The organism is Rathayibacter sp. AY1C1 (assembly GCF_002932105.1).
In the GTDB taxonomy this organism is placed as follows: domain Bacteria; phylum Actinomycetota; class Actinomycetes; order Actinomycetales; family Microbacteriaceae; genus Rathayibacter.
Genome location: NZ_PSWH01000019.1, coordinates 43,538 through 70,428, shown reverse-complemented (window position 1 = coordinate 70,428; position 26,891 = coordinate 43,538). Strand labels below are relative to the sequence as shown.

Sequence of the window (26,891 nt, the reverse complement as noted above, 5' to 3'; positions counted from 1 at the left end):
GGGGTGGTGGGGGGGGGGGGTGGGGGGGGGGGGGGGGGGGGGGGGGGGGGGGCTGTATGCGGGGCGACTCCTCGGGGGACCGGTTGCGGAGGTGCGCGGCTCCCGGGCTTCGCGGCTCCCGGCCTTCGCGGCCCCCGACCTGAGCGGCTCCTGGCCGCACGTCTCCCCGCCCTAGCCAGGCTCCGGGGCCGCGTGTAGACTCACGCGGTCGGCTCTTGACACCGTGCGTTCGCGTGCGGATGGGTTTGTTAGTCAAGCGGGCCGAGTCTCCGACAGTCGTCGTGAGACGAATCACATGTGTGAATCGGCCCCGGTCAATGACTCGCCCGGGTTCTCCCCCTGCTGCCCCGCAGCAGTCCAGCGCACGGACGCCCCTCAAGACGGGGCTCCTCCGGCGTCGCCTCCTCGCGCACGACCTGAACCCAGGAAGAACTGCCATGCCCAAGAACAAGAAGCCCGCCGGCGGACGTCCGGCCAAGAACTTCGAGCCCAACCGCTTCGGCGCCTCGAGCGGCAAGTCCCAGCTCGGCGGCCGCTCCCGCTTCCCCGGCGCCAAGCCGGGCTCGCGCAGCGAGGGCCACCGCGGCTTCCGCGCCGTCGACGAGAACGCCCCCAAGAAGGCGCGCTGGAACGCCGACGAGCGCGCCGAGCGAGCCACCGAGCGCGCCGATCGGCCCGCCCGCGGGTACGACCGCGACGAGCGGCCCTCGCGCGGCTACGACCGCGACGCGCGTCCGGCCCGCTCGAACGACCGTGACGAGCGTCCGGCCCGCGGGTACGACCGCGACGCACGCCCGGCCCGCTCGAACGATCGCGATGAGCGTCCTGCGCGTTCCTTCGATCGCAGTGACCGTCCGGCCCGTTCCTTCGACCGCGATGCGCGTCCGGCCCGCTCGAACGATCGCGACGATCGTCCGGCGCGTTCCTACGGGCGCGATGAGCGTCCTGCGCGTTCCTTCGACCGGAGCGACCGCCCGGCCCGTTCCTTCGACCGTGACGCGCGTCCGGCCCGCTCGAACGATCGCGACGATCGTCCGGCCCGTTCCCACGGGCGCGACGACCGTCCTGCGCGTTCCTTCGACCGGAGCGACCGCCCGGCCCGTTCCTTCGACCGCGATGCGCGTCCGGCCCGCTCGAACGACCGCGACGATCGTCCGGCCCGCTCCTACGGACGCGACGATCGTCCGGCCCGCTCCTACGGACGCGACGACCGTCCGGCCCGCACCGGCGACCGCGACGAGCGCCCCTCGCGCGGCTACGACCGCACCGAGCGTCCCGCCCGCTCGTTCGACCGCAGCGACCGTCCGGCTCGCTCCTTCGACCGGGACGCGCGTCCCTCGCGCGGCCACGACCGCGGCGACCGCCCGACCCGCTCGCTCGACCGCGACTCCCGGCCCTCGCGCCGCGACTCCGGCTCGGACTTCTACCCCAGCCGCGACGCCCGTGCGCCGCACCAGGCCGACGACGTCGTGCTCGAGCGCCTCGAGGCGACGGCCACGCTCGCCGTCGACGTCGAGGGCGTCACCTTCGGCGACCTCGGCCTGGGAGGGAACATCGTCCGGATGCTGACCGAGCTCGGAGCGGCCGCGCCGTTCCCGATCCAGGCCGCGACCATCCCCGAGGTGCTCGCCGGCAAGGACGTCCTCGGACGCGGCAAGACCGGCTCCGGCAAGACCATCGCCTTCGGCGCCCCCGTCGTCGAGCGGCTGATGGAGAACAACGGAGCGAAGGGCCGCAAGCCGGGCCGCGCTCCGCGGGCGCTCATCCTCGCGCCGACCCGCGAGCTCGCCATGCAGATCGACCGGACCATCCAGCCGATCGCCCGCTCCGTCGGCCTGTTCACGACGACCATCTACGGCGGCGTCCCCCAGTACAAGCAGGTCGGAGCCCTCCAGCGCGGAGTCGACATCGTCATCGCGACGCCGGGCCGCCTCGAGGACCTCGTCGAGCAGGGCCGCCTCGACCTTTCGAACATCACCATCACGGTGCTCGACGAGGCCGACCACATGTGCGACCTCGGCTTCCTCGAGCCCGTGCAGCGCATCCTCCGCCAGACCGCCGACGGCGGCCAGCGGCTGCTGTTCTCGGCCACGCTCGACAAGGGCGTCGCGACGCTCGTGGACGAGTTCCTGGTCGAGCCGAGCGTCCACGAGGTCGCCGGCGAGGACCAGGCGTCCTCGACCATCGACCACCGCGTGCTCCTGATCGAGCACCGCGACAAGGCCGAGATCATCGAGCAGCTCGCCGCCCGCCAGGGCAAGACGCTGATCTTCGCCCGGACCCGCGCGTTCGCGGAGCAGCTCGCGGAGCAGCTCGACCACGCGGACATCCCCGCGACGAGCCTCCACGGCGACCTCAACCAGTCGCGCCGCACCCGCAACCTCGCACTGCTCACCAGCGGACGCGTGGACGTGCTGGTCGCGACGGACGTGGCCGCGCGCGGCATCCACGTCGACGACATCGACCTGGTGATTCAGGCCGACGCTCCCGACGAGTACAAGACGTACCTCCACCGCTCCGGCCGCACCGGCCGCGCGGGCAAGACGGGCACGGTCGTGACGCTCATCACGCGCAACCGTCGCCGCCGCATGGAGGAGCTGCTCGACCGGGCCGAGATCGAGGCCGAGATGATCGAGGCCCGCCCCGGCGACCGCGTCCTGCGCGAGATCAGCGCCCCGGCCGAGTAGCCGCCGACCGCACGACGACGAGGCGCGGATCCCCTGCATCGGGGTCCGCGCCTCGTGTCGTTCGTGGTGAGTGCTGTGGTGCGGAGTGACGGCGAGTGCCGGGTCGTGGTGACCCTCCGACTCCGCGCTGCGCAGGGCTCCTCGCTGTGCGGCTTCCCGTTCGGACAGCTCTGCGTTGCGCGGCTCTGTGCTGGACGACTCTGTGCCGGACGACTCTGCAGTGTCCGGCTTCGCGGAGGGCTTCTGCACGCACGAACGCCGAAGGGCGGACACCTCGCGGTGCCCGCCCTTCGGCGTGTTCACCGGCCGGAGCCGGTGAGGGGAATTAGCTGGCCGGGGGGGTCAGCACGGTGTCGATGAGGTAGACGGTCGCGTTGGCGGTCTGGACGCCACCGCAGATGACGGACGCGTCGTTGACCTTCAGGTCGTCGCCGGAACCGGTGACGGTGAGGTTGCCACCCTGGACAGTGGCGTGGTCGCCGGCGATCGCGTCAGGGGCGATCTGGCCGGGGACGACGTGGTAGGTCAGGATCGAGGACAGCGTGGCGGCGCCCTCGGGGGTCTTGAGGGAGTCGACGGTCGCGGCGTCGAGCTTGGCGAACGCGTCGTCGACCGGGGCGAAGACGGTGAACTCGCCGCTGTTCAGCGTGTCGACGAGGTTGACGTCGGGGTTGAGGCCACCGGAGATCGCAGCGGTCAGGGTGGTGAGCAGCGGGTTGTTCGACGCGGCGGTCGCAACGGGGTCGAGCGACATGCCCTCGACCGAGCCGGCGCCGTCCGGGACCTGCTCGGCGTAGGCGGCACAGCCGGGGCCGACGAGGTTCGCGGCCGGGTCCATGGTCGCCATGGGGGTCGAGGAGGCGGAGGCCGACGAGGTGGCCATCGGGGTCGACATCTCGGTCGCCGCGTCGCTGGCGGCGGTGGTCGAGCCGCTTCCGCTCGAGCAGGCGGTGAGGCCGAGGGCGGCGGTGCCCAGCAGGGCGAATGCGGCGAGGGCGGAACGCTTGGTGGATCGCATGGGATTACTCCTTCGTGAGACGGCCCCCACGTGATGCGGAGGACCTGTTCTGTGTGGACCGTGTCGCGGCCGTTGACATGTGTTCGGAGCCCTCCCTGCGGGGGTTTGGATTTCTTTCGGTGATCTAGGTAACGGCTTCGTAACGGCAGGGAACCGGGACGGCGGGGAGCTGCTCCGCCGCGTCGATTACCCTGGAGACGTCGCGCGCACGCGTCGACGCGACGACGAGAGGACGGGCGATTGCAGACCCGAGGTGCACGAGTGGCTCGCGGCGTCGCCGCCGCTCTCGCCGCGACCGCCACGGCCGCCGCCTCCCACACGCTCGCGGGCGCCGAGACCCCCGCTCCTGCCGTGCTCGCCCTCGCCGCGGCGTTCGCCGTCGTCGTCTGCGTCCTCCTCTCGGGGCGCCGTCCGTCCCTTCCCCGGCTGACGCTCTCCGTGCTCCTCAGCCAGATCGCGTACCACGGCCTCTTCCTCATCACGGGCAGCGGTGGGGAGGTGAGCGTGGTCGGGACGACGGGCACCGGCGCGCACTTCCACGACGGGTCGACCATCGAGCTGATCGCCGGCGGAGGCGGACACGCGGCCCACGCTCCGCTGATGCTCGTCGCCCACCTCGCTGCGGCTGCCTTCACGATCGCGGCGTTCCGGTACGGCGAGCGCCTCTTCTGGACGCTGGGAGCAGGCCTCCAGCGCGTCGTCGTACGGATCGTCGCCCGCGCGTCCGCGGTCGCGCTCCCGTCGGCACCCGGCGTCTCGATGACGGGCACCCCCGAGCCGCGGGCGCCCCGTTCCCTCGACGCGGTCCTCTCGATCCTCCGGCACCGCGGGCCGCCGCTGCGGGTCCTCCGCGCCGCCTGACGCCCCTCCCGTGCGGGAGCGGCTCCGGTCGGCGCCTCCGCATGCACCGCGAACCCGCGCTGCGTCCAGAACTCCCGGCCCCGCGCCGGATCTCCCCCGAGGACACGACCGTCATGACCCGTTCTTCTTCTTCTTCTTCTTCCTTCTCGCGGCTCCGCCTCGTCGGCAGCGGCGCACTCGTCGCCGCCGGATCGATCGCGCTCGCTGTCGCCGCGCCCACTGCGGCCAGCGCCCACGTGACCGCGGCGGCGAGCAGCACCGCCGCCGGCTCGTACACGGTGGTGACGTTCTCGCTGGCCCACGGCTGCGAGGGCTCGCCGACGACGGGACTCACGATCACGATGCCCGACGGCATCAACTCGGTCAGCCCGACGATCAACCCGAACTGGGACGTCGTGAAGAACGAGGTCGCGATCGCCGACCCGGTCACCGACTCCCACGGGAACACCGCGACCAAGCGGGTCTCGGACGTGGTCTACACGGCGAAGACGCCCCTCGCCGACGGCTACCGCGACACCGTCGCCCTCCAGCTTCAGCTCCCCGAGGACGCGGCGGGCTCCACGCTGGAGTTCCCCGTGCTGCAGACGTGCGAGACCGGCAGCACCGCCTGGGACCAGCCGACCGTCGACGGCCAGGACGAGCCCGAGCTGCCCGCTCCCACCGTCGCGGTGACCGCGGCGGAAGCGGGTTCCGGCCACGGGGGCGGACACGACGACGACGGCGACGGTGACGACGCGGTCGCGACCACCGCCTCGGCGACGACGGCCACGAGCGGCGACGACGTGCTCGCCCGCATCCTCGGAGTCGGCGGGCTCGTCGTCGGCGCGGTCGGCGTGGCCGTCGGGCTCGCCTCCCGCCGCCGCGGACCCCGGGCGTCGGCGTGACCCGTCGGAAGGCCCTCGTCGCCGTTACCGCGATCGGGCTGCTCGGCTCGATCGCGGTGGCGGCGCCCGCCAGCGCGCACAACTACCTCGTCTCGACGACTCCCGCTGCGGACTCGACCGTGACGGAGCAGCCGGGAACGCTGGTGCTGACGACGAACGACGACCTGCTCGTCCTCGGGACGGACGGAACGGCGGCGGCTCTGCGCGTCGTCGGGCCGGACGGGCTCTACTACGGCGACGGCTGCGTCAGCGTCGTCGGGCCGGAAGCGTCGATGCCGCTCGAGCTCGGCGCGGCGGGGGAGTACGAGGTGACCTGGCAGGTCGTGTCCACCGACGGGCACCCCGTGTCGGGCCAGTACGCGTTCGACTGGGCGCCGTCCGACGGGACCGCGCTCGCCGACGGGTCGGACTCGGTCCCGGACTGCAACGGCACCGTCGCGGTCTCAGGAGGACAGGCCGAGTCCGCCGACGAAGCGCAGGCGACGTCCGGATCGGACCCGGCACTCCTCGGGGACGTCCTGTGGATCGGCGGCGCTCTCGCCGCGGTCGCCGCCGCCATCGGAGTGACGCTCCTCGTGCTGCGACGGCGACCCCGCGACTGAGGCTCGTGAGCCTCCTGGGGTGGCGGTCGGTCAGTTCAGGAGGCTCGCGAGGGGCCCTTCACCGAGACCGGTGAGGACGGCCGCCGCGTCCTCGTAGACGGCGACGGCTCCGGCCTCGCGGAGTTCGTGCTCCGAGGTTCCGCCGGAGAGGACTCCGACCGTTGCCAGGCCCGCGCGCTCGGCGGCCAGGACGTCCCAGGTCGCGTCGCCGACCATGACGGCGCGGTCGACGGAGACACCCGCGCGGTCGAGCGCGATAGAGATCAGGTCGGGTGCTGGCTTGGCGGTGGAGACGTCGGCGCCGCTGGTGACAGCGTGGACGGACCCGCCGAAGGCGAGGACGTCGAGAAGCACGTCCAGCTCGTTCTGCGGTGCCGAGGTGGCGAGGACGACGTGGACGCCTCGACCTACGAGCGTCGCGACGAGCTCGCGAGCTCCCGGAAGTGGAACGATGCGTGCTGTCGTCTCGGCGTAGTTCTTGGTGTGCAGCGACTTCACCAGTGCGCGCTGCTCCTCCTTCACTTCGTCCTCGAGGAGCATGTCGAGCAGCTCCGACGAGTCTGCGCCGATCGCTCGTTGGATGCGCCAGGCGGGCACGACGAGGTCGGCCTGCCAGAAGGCGCGCGACCACGCCTCGACGTGGAGGAAGTTCGTGTCGGCGAGGGTCCCGTCGATGTCGAAGAGCACCGCGGAGGTCCCCGTCGTCGCGTCTTTCCTGTCCTTCGTTCCTGCCATGTCGCTGCCCCTCTTGTCGCTTCCGCGCCTATCGGCCCGTGCCGTCCACGCTACGCGGGCGCGCCGAAGCGGGCCCGCCCCTTGACCTGCCCGTCCACGCCACCCGACCTGCCCCTTGTCACGGCCCGCCGGTCCCGGTCGGATCGTGTCCGCCCTCCGTCCCGTTCCCCGGCTCCCCGGGCCGGGTGACATGCTGCCGTCCCGTCGGGCTCGTCCAGTGCAGCGTGCCGTCCGGCTCCTGCCGGTGGGTCCACCCCGTGGTGTGGCGGAGCCGGTGGTGGTGTCGGCAGAGGTGCGCGAGGTTGTCGGCCGACGTGGTGCCTCCGTGGTGCCAGTCGTTCGCGTGGTCGACGTCCGCGTGGCGGGTGCTGCGGGTGCATCCCGGGAACCGGCAGGTCCCGTCGCGGTGCTGGAGGTGGCGACGCAGGTCCGCCGGCACTCGGTAGGAGTCGCGTCCGACGGAGAGGACCGCTCCGCTCTCCGGATGGGTGAGCAGCCGCGTGAACGAGGGAGCACCTGCTGTGAGACGCCGCGCGGTCTCCGGATCGACGGGTCCGTATCCGTCGAGGACGGCGGGCTGGTCGGACCGCCCGAGGAGGGTCAGCGCCGGCACGGTCACCGCGACTTCGGCGCGCACTCCCGCCGGCATCGACGTGCCGTCTCCGTCGGCCGATGTCTCCCCGTCGACCAGCAGCGCAGCGGCGATGTCTGCGCGGAGCTGGCCCAGCGTCCGCTCCTCGTCCGGCAGATCCGCGAGGGAGCGGGCGGCCCGGTCGATCCTGTCCATCGCGCCGAGCACATCGGGAGCTGCGGTGTAGAGGTGCAGGATCGCCATCCCGTCGTCGAGGCCCTCCACCCAGAGCGCGCGACGACGGGCGCAGTCCCTATGACGTTCGCTGAGCGTCTGCGGGTGCAGCCGTTCCCGGAGCGACCGGAGGGCGCGTCGCAGCTGGGGCGGCGTGCAGGCGACCGCGATCGTGGCGGCCTCCTCGTCGAAGCGCCCACGGACCTCGGCGGGGACGTCGAGTGCTCCTCGCACCACGAGTCGCGCATGCTCGGGGGAGAGCGCTCCGTCCGCGAGTGCGCGCAACGTCGCCGGGAGGTCGTTCACCAGCAGGCGCGCCTCGTCGACCAGTGCAGAGGCGTGCGCCTCCGAGACCCGAAGTCCCGTCGCGAGCTCCGCGATCAGCGCCCGGTGCGCCGCCTTCGCCCGATCCACCTGCACCTGGACGTGCTCGCCGACGAGCGCCGCCGGTGCCGCCATCGCGAGGCGGCGTGCCTCCTCGACTGCCCGGTACCGGGATGCCTCGACGGCGGACCGCTCAGCGTGCCGTGAGCCGGCGAGCGCGAGCGCCTCCGTGAGCGCGTCGTCTACTGTCGCCGATTCCTTCATGCCCTGATCTCACCGGACGAAGTCTCGCCGTGGGCCTCGGGAGCGCCGTTTCATCGGACAGCATCGCGAAGAACCGTCTGTGGAGGAGCGTCGCCCCCCTCACACCTTCCGCGGCACCGTGAACACGGTCTCCACTCCCGCCGAGTACAGCACCGAGTCCGGCGCGCGCGTCGCCAGCCCGGGGAAGCCCGCGGCGTCGAGCAGCCCGTCGTCGAGCGCCAGCAGCTCCGCGCGGCGCAGCGGCCACGGCCGGTGCAGGTTGCGGCCGTACCAGGTGGAGCCCAGGTGGCGCTCGTGGTAGGCCCAGCGTGCAGTGAGGAACGAGGCGAGCGGGTCCTCGCCGACCGGGTCGCCCGGGCGGACGACGATCCGGGAGCGGGCGGCCGAGTCCGAGTGCCGGATCGTGTCGTAGATCACCGCGCCGTGGCGGTGCTCGATGCTCATCCGGGCCCAGCGGTAGGGGAGCCCGAACACCGCCTGCGCGGTGAGCACGGGAAGGAGGTGGGAGGCGTCGAGCGAGACGAACACGACTCCGCGTCGTCCCTGCTCGTCGACGGAGTAGAGCCGGACGTTCACCTCGGGGAAGGTGCCGAGCCAGGGCACCCGCGGGCCGCCGAGGAAGGCCGTCCGCGAGAGCCGGAACGGGATCAGGCCCACCCAGGAGGAGCCGTCGTGCTCGTCGGGCCTCGTCCCGGCCGGGAGGTGGGGCGCCACCAGGGCGGGGTCGACCCGCCAGTGCAGGAACGTCGCCTCGGTCCAGCGCTGCTTCAGGATGCGCGGTCCGCCGAGCGCGGGCGCGGAACGGGTGACGGGTTCGACGGAGCTCACGCGCCCATCGTGCTCCGATGTGCTGCGAGCTCGCCCGTGCAGGCGCTCAGCGGCGCGCGGCGAGGGCCTTCAGTGTCTCCAGCACCAGGGCCACCGGTGCGGAGGAGGCGGCGGAGTTCCGCACGACGGCCTCGAGGGAGCGGACGGGCCGGGGACGGACGACGGGCACGGCGCGGACGCCGTCCGGCAGGCGGTGGGCCGCGAGCTCCGGCAGGACCGTCACGCCCATGCCCGCGGCGACGAACGCGGCGGCGGTGATGTGGTCGTTGGCCTGGACGTGGAAGGGCGGCGCGAACCCGGCGGCGGCGCAGGCCTCCACGACGTTCCGGCGGCACCAGCCGGTGGGCAGGTCGTTGTCGACCCAGCGCTCGTTCGCGAGCTCGGCGAGGTCGATCTCGCTCCGGGAGGCGAGCGGATGACCGTCGGGCAGGACGACGAGGTAGGGGTCGTCGAGGAGGTGGTGCGCCGTGAATCCGGGGGCGGTCGGCTCGGAGGAGGCGACGAGGAGCTGCACGTCGGGGCGCGCGCCGAGGTCGTCGTCGAGCTCCTCTCCCAGGCGCAGATCGAGGGCGAGGCCGGGGAACGCGGCGGTCAGCCGGCGGGCGACCTCCGGCATCCAGGCGCTGCCGACGGAGGCGAAGTACGTCACCGAGAGGCGGCCGGAGCGGCCTTCGCGCAGCTCGTCCACCACGGCCTCCGCTTCGGCGAGGCGCTCGAGGATGCGGTCCGCCTGGGCGGCGAGGGCGCGTCCGGCTGGGGTCGGGCGGACGCCGCGGCCCACCCGCTCCAGCAGGGTCAGTCCGGTCTCGCGCTGCAGAGCGGAGAGGTGCTGGCTGACGGCGGACGGCGTGTAGCCGAGGCCGGAGGCGGCTCCCGCGATCGAGCCGGAGGCGACGACGGAGCGGAGGATGCGGAGCCGGTGCACGTCGAGCATGAGACGACCGTACAGTCCGGCTGAACGATCCGACAGTGAACGGAACTGGTGCTGAATCCCCGGCGGCGCCACGATGGCCTCATGACCGACGTCTCCTCCTCCGCCCCGCCCTCCACGAGGGACGCCCTCCTGCTGTGGGGCGCGATCGCGGTCACCGTCCTGCTCTGGGCGTCGGCCTTCGTCGGCATCCGCGCCACGACGGAGGACTTCGGCCCGGGCGCGCTGACCCTCGGCCGCATCGTGGTGGGGTCGCTCGCGCTCACGGTGGTGCGCGTCGTCCTCACCGCCCGGAGGCGCCGCTCGGAGGCGGCTCCGGATCCGCGCACGGCGGTCCCGCGCGGGCGCCTCCTCCTGCTCGTGCTGGGCTGGGGGGTCGCCTGGTTCGGGGTCTACAACCTGGCGTTGAACGCTGCGGAGCGGCATGTCGACGCGGGGACGGCGGCGCTGCTGGTGAACATCGCGCCGATGATCACCGCCGTGCTCGCCGGGCTGCTGCTGGGGGAGGGGTTCCCCCGCCGTCTCCTCGCCGGGATGCTCGTGGCGCTGACCGGCGTCGCGGTGATCGCGTTCTCCACCTCCACCGGGCAGTTCGACGTGATCGGCGTCGCCCTCGGCCTGGTCGCCGCCGTCGTCTACGGCAGCGCGGCGACCCTTCAGAAGCGCCTGCTGGGACGGATCGACGCACCGACGATGACCTGGCTCGGCTGCCTCGCCGGCACGGTCGCGTGCCTGCCCTTCGCCCCGGAGCTCGTCGAGGCGCTCGCCGCCGCTCCTCTCTCCTCGATCCTGGCCGTGGTCTACCTCGGGATCTTCCCGACGGCCGTCGCCTTCACGACGTGGGGGTACGTCCTCGCGCGCTCCAGCGCGGGTCGCACCGCGGCGTCCACCTACGCGGTGCCCGCGGTGGTGGTGCTGCTGTCCTGGCTCGTCCTGGGCGAGACCCCGCCGCTCGCCGCGCTGCTCGGAGGCGCGCTCGCCCTGGCCGGAGTCGCGGTGGCGACGCTGCGGAGGCGCCCGAAGGCGGTCTGACCGGCGGCGGACGCTCCTCCACAGCCGCCCGATCGCGTCGAGTCCTCGGGCGAGGCGGCTCGCGGGGATCCCGCGGGAGGGCCCGGGATATGCTGGGCGGACGTTCATCCCAGTCGGCGCCGAGCGCCAGGAACGGTGAGGATCCCGATGACCGAGGCCCTGCAGCCGCCCGTCCAGAACGCCCTCTCGCTCACGCCTCCGGAGCCGGTGGCGGCGGTGCCGACCACCTCGGCGCCGTCGATCGCGCCGAAGGTGCCCGAAGCCGCCCTGCCCGGCCTCGAGGCGAAGGTCGACGGCTACCTCGACACGCTCCTGGCGACGGAGTCCCGCAGCCCCGAGTTCGCGACGCGGGCCAACGACATCCGCACGATGGGCGACGCCGACATCCGCTCGGCCGCCGACTCGTCGAACCGGCTGCTGAGCACGCCGGTGCGCGCCCTCCAGGAGGGCGGGCTCTCCGAGGGGTCGACCATCGGCAAGACGCTGCTCGAGCTGCGCCGCACGGTGGAGGATCTGGACCCGTCCGAGGACAACCTGCAGAAGAAGATCCTGGGCTTCATCCCGTTCGGCAACAAGATCACCGACTACTTCCGCCGCTACGAGAGCGCCCAGTCGCACCTGAACGCGATCATCCAGGCCCTGTACGACGGGCAGGACGAGCTGCGGAAGGACAACGCGGCCCTGAATCTCGAGAAGCAGAACCTCTGGGAGACGATGACCCGTCTCAACGAGTACATCTACGTCGCCGAGCGGCTCGACGTGAAGCTCTCGGCGAAGATCGCCGAGCTCGACGCGACCGATCCGGAGCGGGCGAAGGCGCTGCGCGAGGACGTCCTCTTCTACGCGCGCCAGAAGCACCAGGACCTGCTGACCCAGCTGGCCGTGTCGATCCAGGGCTACCTCGCGATCGACGTCGTCATCAAGAACAACGTCGAGCTGATCAAGGGCGTCGACCGCGCGACGACCACGACCGTCTCGGCGCTGCGCACGGCGGTCATCGTGGCGCAGGCGCTCGCCAACCAGCGCCTCGTGCTCGATCAGATCACGGCGCTGAACACCACGACGTCCAACATGATCGAGGCCACCTCGCGCATGCTCGCCGACCAGTCGGCCTCGATCCAGTCGCAGGCCGCCTCGGCCACGGTCGGGCTGCCGCAGCTGCAGGCCGCGTTCGCGAACATCTACCAGACGATGGACTCGATCTCGGACTTCAAGATCAAGGCGCTCGACAGCATGGCCCAGACCGTCGGAGTCCTGCAGACCGAGACGGCGAAGGCCGGCGAGTACGTCGAGCGGGCCCGCCGCAGCAACTCGGACATCGACGCGACGTCCTCGCTCGATCTCGGCCGCTAGCCGATGGGCTGGTTCTCCCGACTGTTCACGGGTGCCCCCGCGGCGCCGGAGGAGACCGCGCCCGCTCTGCCGAGCGTCCCGACGAGCGACGACATCCTCGCGGCGCTCGACCGGGTCGGCACGCGGACGGAGGGCCGGGTGCCCGGCATCGTCGCGGCGCGCATCCAGCGGATCGACGAGACGGTCCGCGAGATGGTGCCCCGTCTCGACCGCCTCGGCGGGATGAGCCGGCAGGGCCACACCGTCGTCGCGACCGCGACCAGCTACCTCCCCGAGGCGGTGGAGGGCTACCTCCGCCTGCCGAGGGACTTCGCCGACCGCCGCGCCGTGCACAGGGGGAAGACCTCGCTGATGATCCTCTGCGACCAGCTCGACCTCCTCGGAGGCACGCTCGACCGCATCTCGGACGCCGTCTCGCGGCAGGACGCCTCGGCGCTGATCGCGCACGGGCAGTTCCTGGCCGAGAAGTTCACGGAGTCCTCGCTCTCCCCGAGCGGTCTCGACGCGCCTCCGCAGCCGGGAGCGCCGTCCGGATCCGGCTCGCTGACCCCGCCGAGCGCCTCGTGACCGCGCTCGCCCCGGCGCTGGACGCCCTCGTGCTCGCGGGGACGGCCGCCGGCCTCGACGCCGCGGCCGTCCGCGACGAGGGTGCGCGGCTGGCCGCCGCCGTCGCCGAGTCGATCCGCGGCGCCGGACAGGACTGGCTCGCCGCGACCGGCGCGACGGGCGGTCTGGAGGCGTTCTTCACCGCCGCCTCGAGCGGCCGGCGCTGGCGGTCGGGGCCGACCGATCAGCTGGCCGCCCTGGTCGGCGCGGGCTCTCACCACTCCTCCGCCTACGCCCGCGCCCTGACCGAGGTCGTCTCGGCGGCCAGCGCTCTCGGCGACCCGGGCATCGGCGGCATCGCCTCCGCCTCCGCGACCGCCGCGGCCCAGCTCTCCGCCGTCCCGGGCGCCCGGGGCGCCGCTCCGACGACGAGCGGCGGAGTACCGCACACGACCGGCCGGACGCCGGACGGTGCCGCGAGCGCCGACCTGCCGACCGGTCTGCCCGCCGGCGTGCCCGGGGTCGACGAGATCCTCGAGCGCCTCCGCCGGACCGAGCACGACGGTCCGCAGGACGAGCCGGCGCCCGCCGCCGCTCCCGCCGCGGAGCCCGCCTCCGAGCCGGAGCCGCTCGACCCGCCGGAGTCCATCGACGACCTGCTCGCCGAGCTCGACGCGCTGATCGGCCTCGACCGGGTGAAGAGCGAGATCAAGCGGCAGACGCAGCTGCTCCGGATCGACACCCTGCGCCAGGCCGCCGGTCTCAGCACGCCCACGCTCACCCGCCACCTCGTCTTCACGGGGAACCCCGGCACGGGCAAGACGACGGTGGCGCGGCTGGTCTCGCGGATCTACCGCTCGCTCGGCATCCTCTCGAAGGGCGTGCTCGTCGAGGTCGACCGATCGGAGCTGGTGGCCGGCTACCTCGGGCAGACCGCGACGAAGACCGCGGAGGTGATCGCCTCCGCGCGCGGCGGCGTCCTCTTCATCGACGAGGCCTACGCGCTCGCGCTCGACCAGTACGGCGCGGAGGCGGTCACCACCCTCGTGAAGGACATGGAGGACCACCGCGGCGACCTCGTCGTGATCGTCGCCGGCTACTCCGGGCCGATGCAGGGCTTCCTCGACACGAACCCGGGTCTCGCCAGCCGCTTCTCGACCACGATCGACTTCGCCGACTACTCCGACGACGAGCTCTCGGCGATCTTCGGCCGCCTCGCCGCCTCCGCGGACTTCGAGCCGACGGAGGAGGCGCTCGCCGCGTTCGCGGGCCTCGCCTCGGCGCAGCAGCGCACGGAGGCGTTCGGCAACGGGCGCTGGGTCCGCAACGTCCTCGACGCGGCGATCGCCCGGCACGCCTGGCGCCTCCGCGACGTGGAGGAGCCGACGCTCGACGAGCTGCGCATCCTGCTCCCCGAGGACGTGGTGGAGAGCCCCGAAGCTTCGAGCAGCCCGGACGGAGCCGGCGACGACGACGAGGGCGCGGTCGACGGCTCTGAGGAGGCCTTCGGGCAGGCGGACGCCGCCCCGAGCGGCGCGGCCGTCCCCGTAACCGACGACCCCGAGGAGGAGAGCCGTTGAGCACCGCACCCGCCGCGCCGCCCGCGCAGAGGATCCCCGAGCCGCCCCTCGTCCAGGTCGCCAACCGGCCGGCGCAGCGGAAGCCGTCGCTGCTGGCCCGCGCGACCGCGACCACTCCGGCCACGCTGCGCCTCCTGCTCGCCCTGACGGCCCTGGCGGCCGTGCTGTTCGGCGTGTTCGCGCAGCAGGCAGGAGCGATGCAGGCGCGCGCCGCGACGACGGCCCGGGAGCAGTCGGCGCAGCTCCTCGGCGTGCAGAACGTCCGCACGCTGCTGGTGGACGCCAACGCGATCGCGGCCAACACCTTCCTCGTCGGCGGACTGGAGCCGACCGAGCTGCGGGCGTCGTACGTCTCGAGCCTCACCGGCGCCGCCTCCGCGATCGCCGGACTCTCGGCCGCCGACTCGGCGGACACCCGGGCCCTCGCCCGGGTCGCCAGCAGCATCACGACCTACAGCGGGCTGATCGAGCAGGCGCGAGCCAACAACCGGCAGGGCTTCCCCGTCGCCTCGGCGTACCTCGACCAGGCGTCGACGGCCCTCTCGGGAGACGGCGGCATCCTCGAGGACCTCGACGGGCTCGTCGACTCCGGCGCCGACCGGGTCGCGGCCGCCTACGACGCCGTCCGCTGGAGCGTCCTGCTCATGATCGGCTCGCTCGTGATGCTGGTCCTCCTCCTGGCGGCGCAGCTCTGGCTCGCCCGCCGCACGCACCGCTACCTCAACCGCCCGCTCGCCACGGGGACCGCCCTCCTGCTGGTCGTCGGCGTCGGCGGGGCGCTCGCCTACGGATCGGTCGCGGCGGACGCGGGGACGGCGCGGGTCGAGTCCTACCGCGAGGCGCTCACCGTGTCGAACGCGCTCATCGCCGCGAGCGACGCCAAGTCGCTCGAGAGCTTCACGCTGATCAAGCGCGGCTCCGGCGCCGCACTCGAGGAGCGCTACACCCAGGCCGTCGACTCCGCCCGGGAGAAGCTCTCGGGCGACCTGCAGGACGAGCTGGCGAGGACGCGGCTCGTCGACGAGTTCGGGCAGTGGCAGTCGTTCCACGAGGAGATCCGGGAGGCGGACGACGCCGGGAACTGGGACCAGGCCGTCCGCGTCGCCACGATCACCGGGAACGGCACGCCGAACGAGCTCTTCACCACCTTCTCCGACGACGCCCGCGACGTGGTGCAGGAGAAGGCACTGGCCGCCGCCACCACGCTCGATCGAGGCGCGGAGTTCGCGACCCTCGTCTCGTGGATCCTGCTGGCGGCCGGTCTCGCCGGAGCCGTGTTCGCCTGGCGCGGCATCGCCCAGCGACTGGAGGAGTACCGATGAACCGCCTGCGCGCCGCCGCCCTCGCCCTGGCCACCGCCGCGGCTCTCGCCCTCACCGGCTGCACGACGGGGGCGGACGACCTCGGCACGCCCCTCGCCGCGGCGACCCCGACTCCGACGGCGAGCGCGTCCGCTCCCGCCGCTCCTGCCGCGGCGGACTGCTCGCCCTCGGCGGTCACCTCCTACGCGCCGACCGGCGTGACCGACAGCACCAGGCTCGCGGAGATCCGCGGGCGCGGGACCCTGCGCGTCGGCGTCTCGGCCGACACCCTCCTGATGAGCGCCCGCAACCCGATCACGGGGGCGATCGAGGGCTTCGACGTCGACATCGCCCGCGAGGTCGCCCGGGCGATCCTCGGCAGCGACTCCATCGACTACGTCGTGATCACCTCCGCTCAGCGCCTCCCCGCGCTCACCGGCGGCGACGGCGCCCCGCAGGTCGACATGGTGGCCCGCACCCTCACGATGACCTGCGATCGCTGGAGCTCGATCGCCTTCTCGTCCGAGTACTACGACGCCGGCCTCAAGGTGCTCGTCTCCGACGACCCCGACGGCGTCCCGATCACGGGCATCGGCGACCTCGACGGCGAGAGGGTCTGCGCGCCCAGCGGCACCACGACGCTCAGCCGCCTGCAGAACGACTACCCGGAGGTCGAGGCCGTCGAGGCCGCCACGCACTCGCAGTGCCTCGCCCTCTTCCAGGCAGGAGAGGTCGACGCCATCGCGGGCGACGACACGATCCTCGCGGGCTTCGTGGCGCAGGACCCGTACGCGAAGGTCGTCGGCGACGCCCTGAGCTCGGAGCCCTACGGCCTCGGCCTGCCCGCCGACGACCCCGACTTCGTGCGCTTCGTCAACGCCTCGCTCGAGAGCATCCGCAGCGACGGCCGCTGGCAGAGCATCTACGAGCGCTGGCTCGGGGTCCTCGGCGAGGCCTCGCCGCCGGCCCCGGTGTACGGCCGATGAGCACCGGTCTCGCGGAGGGGACCCCCGTCGCTCCGGGCCGGCTGGGGGAGGCCGCGCCGCAGCGCGAGCTCTTCGAGTACCTCGCCGCTCTCACCCGCTGGCTCCAGCGGACCACGCGCGAGCTCTCGCGGCTGGACGCCGCCGCGCTGGCGTCGCCGCAGGCCGAGAACTACACGGCCGACGTGGTGCTCGCCCAGTCGCTCCGCGAGTCCGTCACCCGGCGCCTCGCCGAGCTCGAGGCGGTCTGGGACTCCGGCCGCGTCGACGTCGCGGCGCGCGAGCGGATGTCGCAGCTGATCTGGGGCCGTCTCGACGCCTCCGGGAGCGGCGCGGTCTCGCTGGTGGAGGCGGTGCGCCTCTGCGACGCGGTCGTCGGCCAGCTGCGCTCCCGGCTCGAGCTCGACCCCAGCGGCACCGACGTCGCCGGGCGGATCGTGGGGGTGCGCGCCGAGATCGAGCGCTGCCGCGACCTCACCCGTGACGGCGGCGGCACGGTCGACCGCGAGCGGGCGGAGCGGGTCGCCGTGCTGCGCTCCCGCCTCGACGCGCTCGCCGAGCGGGCGGGTCGGGGAGCCGACGTGTCGGGGCCGCTCGGCCAGCTCGAGAGCGACTCCGCCCGGCTCGAGCGCGACCTGATCATCGCCGCGTCCGAGCGGCGCGGACTCGAGCGCGACCGCCGTCGGGCGCGCGAGCTGGCGGAGGCGGCCGAGCGCCGCGAGGCGCCGCTGCGCGAGCTCGTGGCCCGCTGCCGCCGCGAGATCGCCGACCCGCCGCGGCTGGCCGTGCCCGACGTCTCCCGGCTGGGCGATCCTCCGTCCGACCGCGAGGCGCTCGACGCGCACCTCGCCCGCCTGACCGCCGTCGGCCGCGCGTTCGACGCGGTCGAGGCCGCTTACACCTCGCCGCTGCGCGAACGGGCCGCCCTCGGCTTCCGCCTCCGGGCGCTGCGGGAGCGTGCCGAGGGCAACGGCCGCGCTGCCACCGCCGTCGGCGTCGCGGCCGAGGAGGAGGTGCGCGCCGCTCTCGACGCGGTGCCCTGCTCCGTCCCGCTCGCCCGCCACCTGGTCGAGCAGTACGACGTCGTCACCCGCGACCTCCCGCACCCCGACCCCGCGCACCACCGGAAGGCCACTTTATGAACGGCGCCCCCTGCACCGCGACTCCCGGCTGCACCGGGACGATCGAGGACGGCTACTGCAACGTCTGCGGCCTCCCGCCCGAGGAGGGCGCCGCCGCCTCCACGCCGACCGCGCGCCGCGCCGCTCCGACCTCCCCGCCGGCCACCGCCTCCGCCGCCTTCGGCACCGGCTTCGTCGAGGGCACCCCCGGCGCCACGGCACCCGGGCCCGCGGAGGAGTCGGCCACCGCGCGCAGCACGCGCACCTCCTCCGCCCGCCTCGCCACCGCCGCCCTCGGCTCCGCCCGCACGGCGCAGACCGGCTCGAAGGTCACCCGCCGCGTCGGCACCACCTCGACCCGACTGCGCGGCCCGAGGCTCGGCGCCGGGCTCACCACCGTCCCGTCCCGCCCGGCCGCCGACCCGATGGCCGCTCTGATGACCGAGGCGGTCCTCCCCGAGCGCAAGCGCTTCTGCTCGCACTGCGGCACGGCCGTCGGCCGCGGGCGCGACGGTCGGCCCGGCCGCACCGAGGGGTTCTGCCCCAACTGCCGCACGCCGTTCTCGTTCACTCCGCAGCTGGTGAAGGGCGACGTCGTCGGCGGCCAGTACGAGGTCGTCGGCTGCCTGGCCTACGGCGGCCTCGGCTGGATCTACCTCGCGCGCGACCGGAACGTCTCGGGGCGCTGGGTGGTGCTCAAGGGCCTGCTCAACTCCGGCGACCCCGATGCGTACGCGGCGGCCGTCACCGAGCGCCGGTTCCTGGCCGAGGTCGAGCACCCGCTGATCGTCGAGATCTACAACTTCGTCCTGCACGACGGCGCCGGCTACATCGTGATGGAGTACGTCGGCGGGCCGAGCCTCAAGCAGATCCTGAAGGAGCGGCTGGACGCCAACGGCGGCGCCGCGGATCCGCTGCCGGTGGACCAGGCGCTCGCCTTCGTGCTCGAGGTCATGCCCGCCTTCGCCTACCTGCACGACCACGGCCTGCTCTACTGCGACTTCAAGCCGGACAACATGATCCAGGTGGGCGACCAGGTCAAGCTGATCGACCTCGGCGGAGTGCGCCGGATCGACGACGAGGACTCCGCCATCTACGGCACCGTCGGCTACCAGGCTCCGGAGGTCGCCGACCTCGGTCCCTCGGTCGCCTCCGACGTCTACACGATCGGCCGCACGCTGGCCTCGCTGGTGCTCGACTTCCGCGGCAACCAGACGACCTTCGTCGCCTCGCTGCCGCCCGTGTCGGAGACGCCGCTGTTCCAGCGCTACGACTCCTTCTACCGCCTGATCGCGAAGGCGTGCGCTCCCGACCCGCAGGACCGCTTCGCCACGGTGGACGAGATGCGCGGCCAGCTGCTCGGGGTGCTGCGCGAGGTCGTCGCGACCGACCGCGGTCCCGGACACCCCGCGCTGCACTCGACGGAGTCGGCCCTGTTCGAGGCGCCCGTGGCCGACGTGGTCGACCGCGTCCCGCCGTGGGACGCGCTGCCGGCGCTCCGCCGCGACGAGTCCGATCCCGCCCGGTCGTGGCTCGCGGGCGTGAACGTCGCCGACCCGATCGTGCGCCTGCGCGCTCTCGCGCTCGCGCCCACCGTGACGGTCGAGGTGCGGCTCGCCCGCGCCCGGGCGGCGATCGAGGCGCATCGCTGGGAGGAGGCGGCCCGCGCGACGGGCGAGATCCTCACGGAGGACCCGTGGGAGTGGCGGGCGGTCTGGATGAGCGGTCTCGCGCAGCTCGCGCGCGGCGACGACATCGGGGCCCGCGCCTCCTTCAACACCGTCTACGGCCAGGTCCCCGGCGAGCTCGCCCCGAAGCTCGCGCTCGCCGCGGCGTGCGAGGCGAGCGGTGAGCCCGAGGTCGCCGAGTCCCTCTACGTGATCTGCGCCCGCGCCGACGCGAACTACACGGCACCCGCCGCCTTCGGTCTCGCGCGGGTGCGGCAGCTGCGCTCCGACCTCGACGGGGCGCTCGACGCGCTCGACATCGTCGCGCCCACGCGCTCCTCCTACTCCGACGCGCGCCGCCGCCGGGCGGAGCTGCTGGCGGAGTCGGGCCGCGGGCTGCCCGCGCTCTCGGCCGCCCTCGCGAGCGTCGACTCCGTGTCGATCGATCAGCGGACCCGCCTCGAGCTCACGACTCAGGTCCTCGCCTCCGCCCTCGAGCTGGTGCGGCGCGACGGCCCGGCCGAGGGAGCGACCCTCGGCGGGGTCGAGGCGAACGAGGCCGCCATCCGCGACGGCCTCGAGGCCTCCTACCGCGCGCTCGCCGCCTCCACTCGCGAGCGCGACGAGCGCCTGCGCCTCGTCGACCGGGCCAACGAGGTCCGACGCTGGACGCTGACATGAGCGGCGCGCTGTCGACTCCCTGCCCGAACTGCGGCGAGCCGGTCACGACGGGCGACGCGTTCTGCGAGGCCTGCGGGACGCCGCTGATCGTCGCGGCCACCCCCTCCGCTCCGCCCGTCGCCGTCGGAGGATCCGCCGCCTGCGTCTACTGCGGGGGAGCGGTCGCCGAGGACGGCTACTGCGAGCAGTGCGGACGCCCCGCTCCGACCGAGCGCGAGCACTGGGCCGAAGCGCCGCACCCGCTGGTCGGCGGCGTCTGCGACCGCGGGCTCCGGCACCCGGCCAACGAGGACGCGATGGCGCTCGGGGCGACCACCGGCGCCGACGGCTCTCTGAGGACGGCGCTGCTCGTGGTCTGCGACGGGGTCTCCTCGACCCCCGACTCCGACAAGGCGTCGCTCGCCGCGGCCCGTGCGGCACTCAGCGCGCTGCAGGCCGAGGTCGGCGGGGAGAGCGCGATAGCGGACCGCTGGCGCGCGCTGCTGCAGATGGCCACCGCGCGCGCCTCCGGAGCGATCGACGCGGCCGTGCCCGAGAAGCGGTCGAATCCGCCCTCGTGCACCTTCACCGCGGCGGTGCTGGACGGCGCGCTGCTCGTCACGGGCAACGTGGGCGACAGCCGCAGCTACTGGATGCCGGACGCGGGCGAGCCGCGGCAGCTCACGGTCGACGATTCGTGGGCGCAGGAGCAGATCGCCTCGGGAGTGCCGCGGGAGCAGGCCGAGACGGCGCCCGACGCTCACGCCATCACCCGCTGGCTCGGCGCCGACGCGCACGACGAGGAGCCGCGGGTCGCCTCCGAGGAGCTGACCGAGCCGGGCTGGGTGCTGGTCTGCTCCGACGGGCTCTGGAACTACGCGTCCGCCGCCGAGGACCTCGCGCGCGTGCTGCGCGAGGCGCAGGAGAGGGTGGGCGCGGATCCGGTCACGCTCGCGGAGGCGCTGGTCGCCTGGGCGAACGAGCGCGGCGGGCACGACAACATCACGGCGGCGCTGGCGCGGTTCGACCCGGCGGGTGCGCCGGAGGCAGCGGCTGAAGCGTCCGCTGCCGAGGTGCGCGGTGAGGAGACCGGCACAGCCGAGCAGGGTGCCGCCGACTCCGGTGCCGATCCCGATGGTGCGGAGCCGGACGCTGCCGAGCCGGACGCTGCGGAGCCGGACGCCGCCGACCTCGGCGCTGCGGATCCCGGCGCTGCGGGCCCGAGCGCGGCCGACCCCGCCGCCTCGAGCCCCGACGCGGCCACCCCTTCGCCCGACGCCGACGCCTCCCGTCCCACCGACTGAGCGCGCCGATCCGTCCAGACCACCCCTCCGCCGCTGGACGGATCGGCACCCCCGCGGCCGTGGTCACGCCCCTACAGTCGTCGCCATGAGCATCGCCGAGCCCGCCACCGCCCTGTCCGTCGTCGGCCACTGGATCGACGGGGCTCCCTCGGCCTCCTCGTCCGGCCGCACCGCTCCCGTCTACGACCCGGCGCTGGGAGTCGCGACCAAGGAGGTCGCGCTCGCCGACTCCGCCGAGGTGGACGCTGCCGTCGCCTCCGCGAAGGCCGCCTTCCCCGCCTGGCGCGACACGTCGCTCGCGAAGCGGCAGCAGATCGTCTTCCGCTTCCGCGAGCTCCTCGAGGCGAAGAAGCAGGAGCTCGCCGAGCTGATCACGTCGGAGCACGGCAAGGTCGTCTCGGACGCGCTCGGTGAGATCACCCGAGGCCAGGAGGTCGTGGAGTTCGCGACCGGGCTCGCGCACCACCTCAAGGGCGAGTACTCGGAGCAGGTCTCCACGGGCGTCGACGTCTACTCGACCAAGCAGCCGCTGGGCGTGGTCGGGATCATCTCCCCCTTCAACTTCCCTGCGATGGTTCCGATGTGGTTCTTCCCCATCGCCATCGCCGCCGGCAACACCGTCGTGGTGAAGCCCTCCGAGAAGGACCCGTCCCCGGCGATCTGGCTCGGCGCCCTCTGGAAGGAGGCCGGCCTCCCCGACGGCGTCTACACGGTGCTCAACGGCGACAAGCAGGCCGTCGACGGGCTGCTCGAGCACCCCCACGTCCGCTCGATCTCCTTCGTCGGCTCCACCCCGATCGCGCAGTACGTCTACGAGACGGGCACGAAGCACGGCAAGCGCGTCCAGGCCCTCGGTGGGGCGAAGAACCACATGCTGGTGCTCCCCGACGCGGACCTCGACCTCGTCGCCGATTCCGCCATCAACGCCGGCTTCGGCTCGGCGGGCGAGCGGTGCATGGCGATCTCGGTCGTCGTCGCGGTCGAGCCCGTCGCCGACGAGCTGATCGCGAAGATCCAGGAGCGGGCCGCGACCCTGAGCATCGGCGACGGACGCCGCGGCTGCGACATGGGCCCGCTGATCACCGAGGCGCACCGCGACAAGGTCGCCTCCTACATCGCGATCGCGGAGGAGGACGGCGCGGAGGTCGTCATCGACGGGCGCGGGATCGAGGTGGACGGCGACGCGAACGGCTTCTGGCTCGGCCCGACCCTGCTCGACAAGGTCCCCACGACCTCCCGCGCCTACACGGAGGAGATCTTCGGACCGGTGCTCTCCATCGTCCGCGTCGCCTCCTACGAGGAGGGCGTCGCCCTGATCAACAACGGCGCGTTCGGCAACGGCACGGCCATCTTCACCAACGACGGAGGAGCGGCCCGCCGCTTCCAGAACGAGGTCGAAGTCGGCATGATCGGCATCAACGTCCCCATCCCCGTCCCCGTCGCCACGTTCTCCTTCGGCGGATGGAAAGCGTCCCTCTTCGGCGACACCAAGGCCCACGGAGCCGAAGGCGTCCGCTTCTTCACCCAGCAGAAGGCCATCACCAGCCGCTGGCTCGACCCCTCCCACGGCGGCATCAACCTCGGGTTCCCGCAGCATTCCTAGGCTCTCTCCTCCTTCGTCGTCGATCGCCCGCAGTCGGCCTGGGAGGGTGGTCGCGTCTCGCAGAGCGTCCTGCGTTCCGCGCACGTCGATCCGCTGGGACGCGGATCACCGGTTGCGCTCAGCGGTGCTCGTGAGGCTCTCTCCTCCTGGCGTCGTCGATCGCCCGCAGTCGCGGCGCTGGTGAGCCTCTCTCCTCCTTCGTCGTCGATCGCCCGCAGTCGGCTGGGGAGGGTGGTTCCGTTCTCGAGGGCGTCGTGCGTACCGCGCACGTCGATCCGCTGGAACGCGGATCGCCGGTTGCGCTCCGCGCCGGCGGGAAGCGCTTGGTCGACCGGAGAGGCTTCTGAGCACCGCCGAGCGCAACCGGCGATCCGCGTGGGAGCGGATCGTCGTGCGCGGTACGCGACCCGCTCTTCCCATCGTTCCCGCGTTCTGAGGCCGACCGCGGCCGATCGACGACGCCAGGAGGAGAGAGGCTCTTGAGCACCGCGCAACCGGCGATCCGCGTGGGAGCGGATCGTCGTGCGCGGTACGCGACCCGCTCTTCCCAGCGTCCCCACCTCCTGAGACCGACCGCGGCCGATCGACGACGCAGGAGGAGATCGGCTCCTGAGCACGGCTGAGCGCAACCGGCGATCCGCGTGGGAGCGGATCGTCGTGCGCGGTACGCGACCCGCTCTTCCCATCGTCCCCACCTTCTGAGGCCGACCGCGGCCGACCGACGACGAAGGAGGAGATCGGCTATGAGTGCAGCCGCAGCGCCGTCCAGAGCTCGGTGCGGGCGGAGACGTCGTCGAGGTCGAGGCCGAGGGCGCGCTCGACGGCGGTGATGCGGTTGCGGAGGGTGTGACGGTGCACGCCGAGGTCGCGGGCGGCGGGCTCCCAGGCGCCGTTGCGGCGGAGCCAGACGCGGGCGCTCTCGAGCAGCACGGCTCCCTCCGGGGTCAGCAGCGGTGCGAGCATCCGGCGGGCGAGCGGTGCGGCTCCGGCGGCGGCGAGGAGCCCGATCATCCCCTCGGCGGCGACGTCCTCGAAGCGGACCACCGTCCTGTCTCCTGTCCGCTCGGCGGCGCGCCGCGCCTCCTCGAGGCCCCGGTCCAGGTCGGACCAGCCGATCGGGGCGGAGGCGCCGGCGCTCGCGCCGTGCCGCTCCAGCACGGCGGTCAGCGGCCCGAGTCCGTCGGCGGCGGCCACGGCGACGAGCGAGCCGTCCCTCTCGGCGAAGAACAGGCGCGCGCCGTCCTCCTCCGCCACGACCTCCAGCTCGTCGAGGAGCGAGTCGCCGTGCACGGGCGTGCTCTGCACGACCACCCGCACGGGCTCGGCGGGCAGCGGGCTCCCCAGGCGCCGTGCGGTGCTCTCGGCGACGTCGAAGGCTCCCGCGGCCAGCAGCTCGAGCAGTCCGGAGCGCAGCTGCCGGCGGGAGGAGTCCAGCGCGCGCCGCTGCTCCAGCGCGATGCTCGCCAGGGCGATGACGCTCGCGACGAGGTCGCTGCCCGCCGGGTCCAGCGGCGTGCCCGTCCCCACGGCGAGCACCCCGCGCAGGTGGTCGCGGCGCCCGATCGTCTGCAGCGTCACCCCGCCGCCGTCGTCGAGCCGGAGTCCCGCTCGGCTGCCGCGGGTCAGCGCGTGCCTCGCGGCCGCGGCGACCGCCTCCTCCGCCGGCACGTCGAGCCGGGTGGGCAGGTGCACCCTCTGCCCGGCCGCGTCGTAGAGGGCGACCCAGCAGTCCAGCTGCCGCTCCAGCTCGGTGAGGATCGCCGCGAGCCCGTCCGGCCGCAGCGCCGCGCGGGCGACCCGCCGCTGCGCCTCGAGCGACCACTCCAGCCGCTCGCGCTGCTCCCGCGAGATCACGTCGGCGACGAACCGGATGATCCCCATGAACGGAGTCAGGTCCGCCACCTCCAGCAGCGGCAGGCCCTGGCGGTCGCACGCCGTGACGAGAGCGGCGGGCACCTCGTCGTGCACGATGCGGGTGGCGAAGCCGAGCGCGCGGATGCCGCGTCCGCGCAGCCGGGCGACGTACTCCTCCGAGAACTCGGCGCTGTCGTGCCCGGTGAAGTGGACGCCGTCGGTCAGCAGCAGCTGGCCCGACTCGAGCCAGGGCGTCGGATCGACGAGGTCCGAGGAGTGCGCCCACACCAGAGGGGCGTCGAGGTCGGCCTCGTCGTGGACGCCGGCCAGCACGCGGAGGCAGAAGGCCGGTTCGGCCAGCAGATCGCGGACGGTCGCGGGCATGCGCGGCTCCCTTCGACGTTCCGTCCATCGTAGGGTCCGCGGATCGACGGATCCGCACGCCCGCTTCCGAGGCGCGCGCGGCACGATGGGGAGCATGACGTCCTCGACCGCCCCCACCGTCCGCGACAACGCCTCGGTCACCGCCGCCGACCGGTCCCGCGTGTTCCACTCCTGGTCGGCGCAGGGCGCGCTGAACCCGCTGCCGATCGCGGGCGGTCTCGGCGCCGAGGTCTGGGACGTCGACGGCACCCGCTACCTCGACTTCTCGAGCCAGCTCGTGAACGTCACCATCGGCTACCAGCACCCGAAGGTCGTCGCCGCGATCCAGGAGCAGGCGGGCGTCCTCACCACCGTCGGCCCCGCCTACGCGAACGAGACCCGCGCCGAGGCGGCCCGCCTGATCACCGAGCGGGCGCCCGAGGGCATGGAGAAGGTCTTCTTCACCAACGGCGGCGCGGACGCGAACGAGAACGCGATCCGCATGGCGCGGCTGTTCACCGGCCGCGACAAGGTCGTCTCGCTGTACCGCTCGTACCACGGCAACACGGGAGCGGCGATCGTCTCGACCGGCGACTGGCGCCGCATTCCGAACGAGTACTCCCGCGGGCACGTGCACGCCTTCGGGCCCTACCTGTACCGCAGCGAGTTCTGGGCCGAGACCCTCGAGCAGGAGTGCGAGCGCGCCCTCCACCACCTCGAGCGCGTCGTGCAGGCGGAGGGGCCGGAGTCGATCGCCGCGTTCCTCCTCGAGACCATCCCCGGCACCGCCGGCGTGCTCACCCCGCCGCCCGGCTACCTCGCGGGTGTCCGCGAGATCGCCGACCGGTACGGCATTCAGCTGATCCTCGACGAGGTCATGGCGGGCTTCGGCCGCACGGGGGAGTGGTTCGCCTTCGACGCCTTCGACGTGCGCCCCGATCTGATCACCTTCGCGAAGGGCGTCAACTCCGGCTACGTCCCGATCGGCGGCGTCGTCATCTCGGATCCGATCGCCCACCACTTCGACGAGCGCGTCTTCCCCGGCGGTCTCACCTACTCGGGCCACCCGCTCGCCGCGGCCAGCGTCGTCGCGACGCTCGAGGCGATGGAGGAGGAGGGGATCGTCGACAACGCGCGCACCATCGGCTCGGAGCACCTGGCCCCCGGCCTGGCGGCGCTCGAGGCGAAGCACGACCTGATCGGCGAGGTCCGGGGCTCCGGAGTGTTCTGGGCGCTGGAGCTGGTCACCGACCGGGCCGCGCGCACCCCGCTGCCGGCGGCCTCCGTCGCCCGCCTCAAGACCGACCTGCTGTCTCACGGTCTCCTGCCCTTCACCGCCGACAACCGGATCCACGTGGTCCCGCCGGCCGTCATCACCCCCGCCGAGGTCGCCCGCGGCCTCGGCATCCTCGACGACGCCCTCACCGCCTTCAGCGGCTGACCGCACTCCGTGCCGCAGGCGGCGGCGTCCTCGCGAGGCGTGTCCGGGGATCCGCGTTCCAGCGGATCCGCGTCGCCGTGCGCCTGCCGCTCTTCGGGACCCGGCCGCGCGCTCGGGCCGACTGCGGGACGCCGCGCGGGGAGC

General features: G+C 73.5%; 21 protein-coding genes. 15 read left to right on the top strand and 6 right to left on the bottom strand.

The window, feature by feature from the left end:
* Window positions 1-437: 437 nt before the first annotated feature.
* On the top strand, window positions 438-2,687 hold the full coding sequence (locus C5C71_RS10685) for a DEAD/DEAH box helicase (RefSeq protein ID WP_104337657.1): 2,250 nt from the start codon (window positions 438-440) through the stop codon (window positions 2,685-2,687).
* Between the two features lie 325 nt (window positions 2,688-3,012).
* Here C5C71_RS10685 and C5C71_RS10680 read toward each other — a convergent pair whose 3' ends face one another.
* Entirely contained in the window at window positions 3,013-3,705 is a 693-nt protein-coding gene (locus C5C71_RS10680) for a fasciclin domain-containing protein (RefSeq protein ID WP_104246890.1), read from the bottom strand.
* A 261-nt stretch (window positions 3,706-3,966) separates the two neighbouring features.
* Here C5C71_RS10680 and C5C71_RS10675 point away from each other — a divergent pair, with 261 nt between their 5' ends.
* Genes C5C71_RS10675 through C5C71_RS10665 form a run of 3 tightly spaced genes read left to right on the top strand, consistent with a single transcriptional unit; the run spans window position 3,967 to window position 6,052 of the window.
* A complete protein-coding gene (locus tag C5C71_RS10675; RefSeq protein ID WP_104260386.1) occupies window positions 3,967-4,566 on the top strand; it encodes a hypothetical protein in 600 nt (199 codons plus the stop codon).
* Between the two features lie 41 nt (window positions 4,567-4,607).
* Window positions 4,608-5,450: a YcnI family protein gene (locus tag C5C71_RS10670; protein WP_104335512.1), complete on the top strand. Its 843-nt coding sequence runs from the start codon at window positions 4,608-4,610 to the stop codon at window positions 5,448-5,450.
* Window positions 5,447-6,052: a copper resistance CopC family protein gene (locus C5C71_RS10665; RefSeq protein WP_104246887.1), complete on the top strand. Its 606-nt coding sequence runs from the start codon at window positions 5,447-5,449 to the stop codon at window positions 6,050-6,052. The genes C5C71_RS10670 and C5C71_RS10665 overlap by 4 nt, the downstream gene beginning before the upstream one ends.
* Window positions 6,053-6,082: 30 nt before the next feature.
* On the opposite strand, the gene C5C71_RS10660 is transcribed toward C5C71_RS10665, so the two are convergent.
* From C5C71_RS10660 to C5C71_RS10645, 4 genes are all read right to left on the bottom strand, one after another.
* Entirely contained in the window at window positions 6,083-6,787 is a 705-nt protein-coding gene (locus tag C5C71_RS10660) for an HAD family hydrolase (RefSeq protein WP_104337656.1), read from the bottom strand.
* Window positions 6,788-6,905: 118 nt separating this feature from the next.
* Entirely contained in the window at window positions 6,906-8,180 is a 1,275-nt protein-coding gene (locus tag C5C71_RS10655; protein ID WP_104337655.1) for an HNH endonuclease signature motif containing protein, read from the bottom strand.
* 99 nt (window positions 8,181-8,279) lie between these two features.
* Window positions 8,280-9,008 carry a YqjF family protein gene (locus tag C5C71_RS10650; RefSeq protein ID WP_104237664.1) on the bottom strand — a complete coding sequence of 243 codons (729 nt, stop codon included), beginning with the start codon at window positions 9,006-9,008 and terminating at the stop codon, window positions 8,280-8,282.
* Window positions 9,009-9,054: 46 nt separating this feature from the next.
* On the bottom strand, window positions 9,055-9,942 hold the full coding sequence (locus C5C71_RS10645) for a LysR family transcriptional regulator (RefSeq protein ID WP_104337654.1): 888 nt from the start codon (window positions 9,940-9,942) through the stop codon (window positions 9,055-9,057).
* Between the two features lie 81 nt (window positions 9,943-10,023).
* Here C5C71_RS10645 and C5C71_RS10640 point away from each other — a divergent pair, with 81 nt between their 5' ends.
* The 10 genes from C5C71_RS10640 (at window position 10,024) to C5C71_RS10595 (ending at window position 23,089) form a co-directional block, all read left to right on the top strand.
* Window positions 10,024-10,971, top strand: a complete 948-nt coding sequence (locus C5C71_RS10640; protein WP_104249861.1) for a DMT family transporter — start codon at window positions 10,024-10,026, stop codon at window positions 10,969-10,971.
* 147 nt (window positions 10,972-11,118) lie between these two features.
* Window positions 11,119-12,324 (top strand): toxic anion resistance protein, encoded by a 1,206-nt coding sequence (locus tag C5C71_RS10635; protein WP_104223833.1) that lies wholly within the window; start codon window positions 11,119-11,121, stop codon window positions 12,322-12,324.
* Window positions 12,325-12,327: 3 nt separating this feature from the next.
* Window positions 12,328-12,891 carry a hypothetical protein gene (locus tag C5C71_RS10630; protein ID WP_104267137.1) on the top strand — a complete coding sequence of 188 codons (564 nt, stop codon included), beginning with the start codon at window positions 12,328-12,330 and terminating at the stop codon, window positions 12,889-12,891.
* Window positions 12,888-14,450, top strand: coding sequence for an AAA family ATPase (locus C5C71_RS10625; RefSeq protein ID WP_258068710.1), 1,563 nt, complete (start codon window positions 12,888-12,890; stop codon window positions 14,448-14,450). Before C5C71_RS10630 ends, C5C71_RS10625 begins: the two co-directional genes overlap by 4 nt.
* Window positions 14,447-15,772: a hypothetical protein gene (locus C5C71_RS10620; RefSeq protein WP_104273647.1), complete on the top strand. Its 1,326-nt coding sequence runs from the start codon at window positions 14,447-14,449 to the stop codon at window positions 15,770-15,772. Before C5C71_RS10625 ends, C5C71_RS10620 begins: the two co-directional genes overlap by 4 nt.
* Window positions 15,769-16,737 (top strand): glutamate ABC transporter substrate-binding protein, encoded by a 969-nt coding sequence (locus C5C71_RS10615; RefSeq protein ID WP_104233136.1) that lies wholly within the window; start codon window positions 15,769-15,771, stop codon window positions 16,735-16,737. The genes C5C71_RS10620 and C5C71_RS10615 overlap by 4 nt, the downstream gene beginning before the upstream one ends.
* Window positions 16,734-17,876, top strand: a complete 1,143-nt coding sequence (locus tag C5C71_RS10610) for a hypothetical protein (protein ID WP_104269371.1) — start codon at window positions 16,734-16,736, stop codon at window positions 17,874-17,876. Before C5C71_RS10615 ends, C5C71_RS10610 begins: the two co-directional genes overlap by 4 nt.
* The gene (locus C5C71_RS10605; protein ID WP_104337653.1) at window positions 17,873-20,203 is read left to right on the top strand and encodes a serine/threonine-protein kinase; all 2,331 of its coding nucleotides are present in this window, start codon (window positions 17,873-17,875) and stop codon (window positions 20,201-20,203) included. Before C5C71_RS10610 ends, C5C71_RS10605 begins: the two co-directional genes overlap by 4 nt.
* Window positions 20,200-21,486, top strand: coding sequence for a PP2C family serine/threonine-protein phosphatase (locus C5C71_RS10600; RefSeq protein WP_219814181.1), 1,287 nt, complete (start codon window positions 20,200-20,202; stop codon window positions 21,484-21,486). The genes C5C71_RS10605 and C5C71_RS10600 overlap by 4 nt, the downstream gene beginning before the upstream one ends.
* A gap of 85 nt (window positions 21,487-21,571) precedes the next feature.
* Entirely contained in the window at window positions 21,572-23,089 is a 1,518-nt protein-coding gene (locus C5C71_RS10595) for a CoA-acylating methylmalonate-semialdehyde dehydrogenase (protein WP_104337652.1), read from the top strand.
* Between the two features lie 741 nt (window positions 23,090-23,830).
* Here C5C71_RS10595 and C5C71_RS10590 read toward each other — a convergent pair.
* Entirely contained in the window at window positions 23,831-25,327 is a 1,497-nt protein-coding gene (locus C5C71_RS10590) for a PucR family transcriptional regulator (protein ID WP_181065693.1), read from the bottom strand.
* Between the two features lie 94 nt (window positions 25,328-25,421).
* Here C5C71_RS10590 and C5C71_RS10585 point away from each other — a divergent pair, with 94 nt between their 5' ends.
* Window positions 25,422-26,747 (top strand): aspartate aminotransferase family protein, encoded by a 1,326-nt coding sequence (locus C5C71_RS10585; protein ID WP_104262732.1) that lies wholly within the window; start codon window positions 25,422-25,424, stop codon window positions 26,745-26,747.
* Window positions 26,748-26,891: the final 144 nt, after the last annotated feature.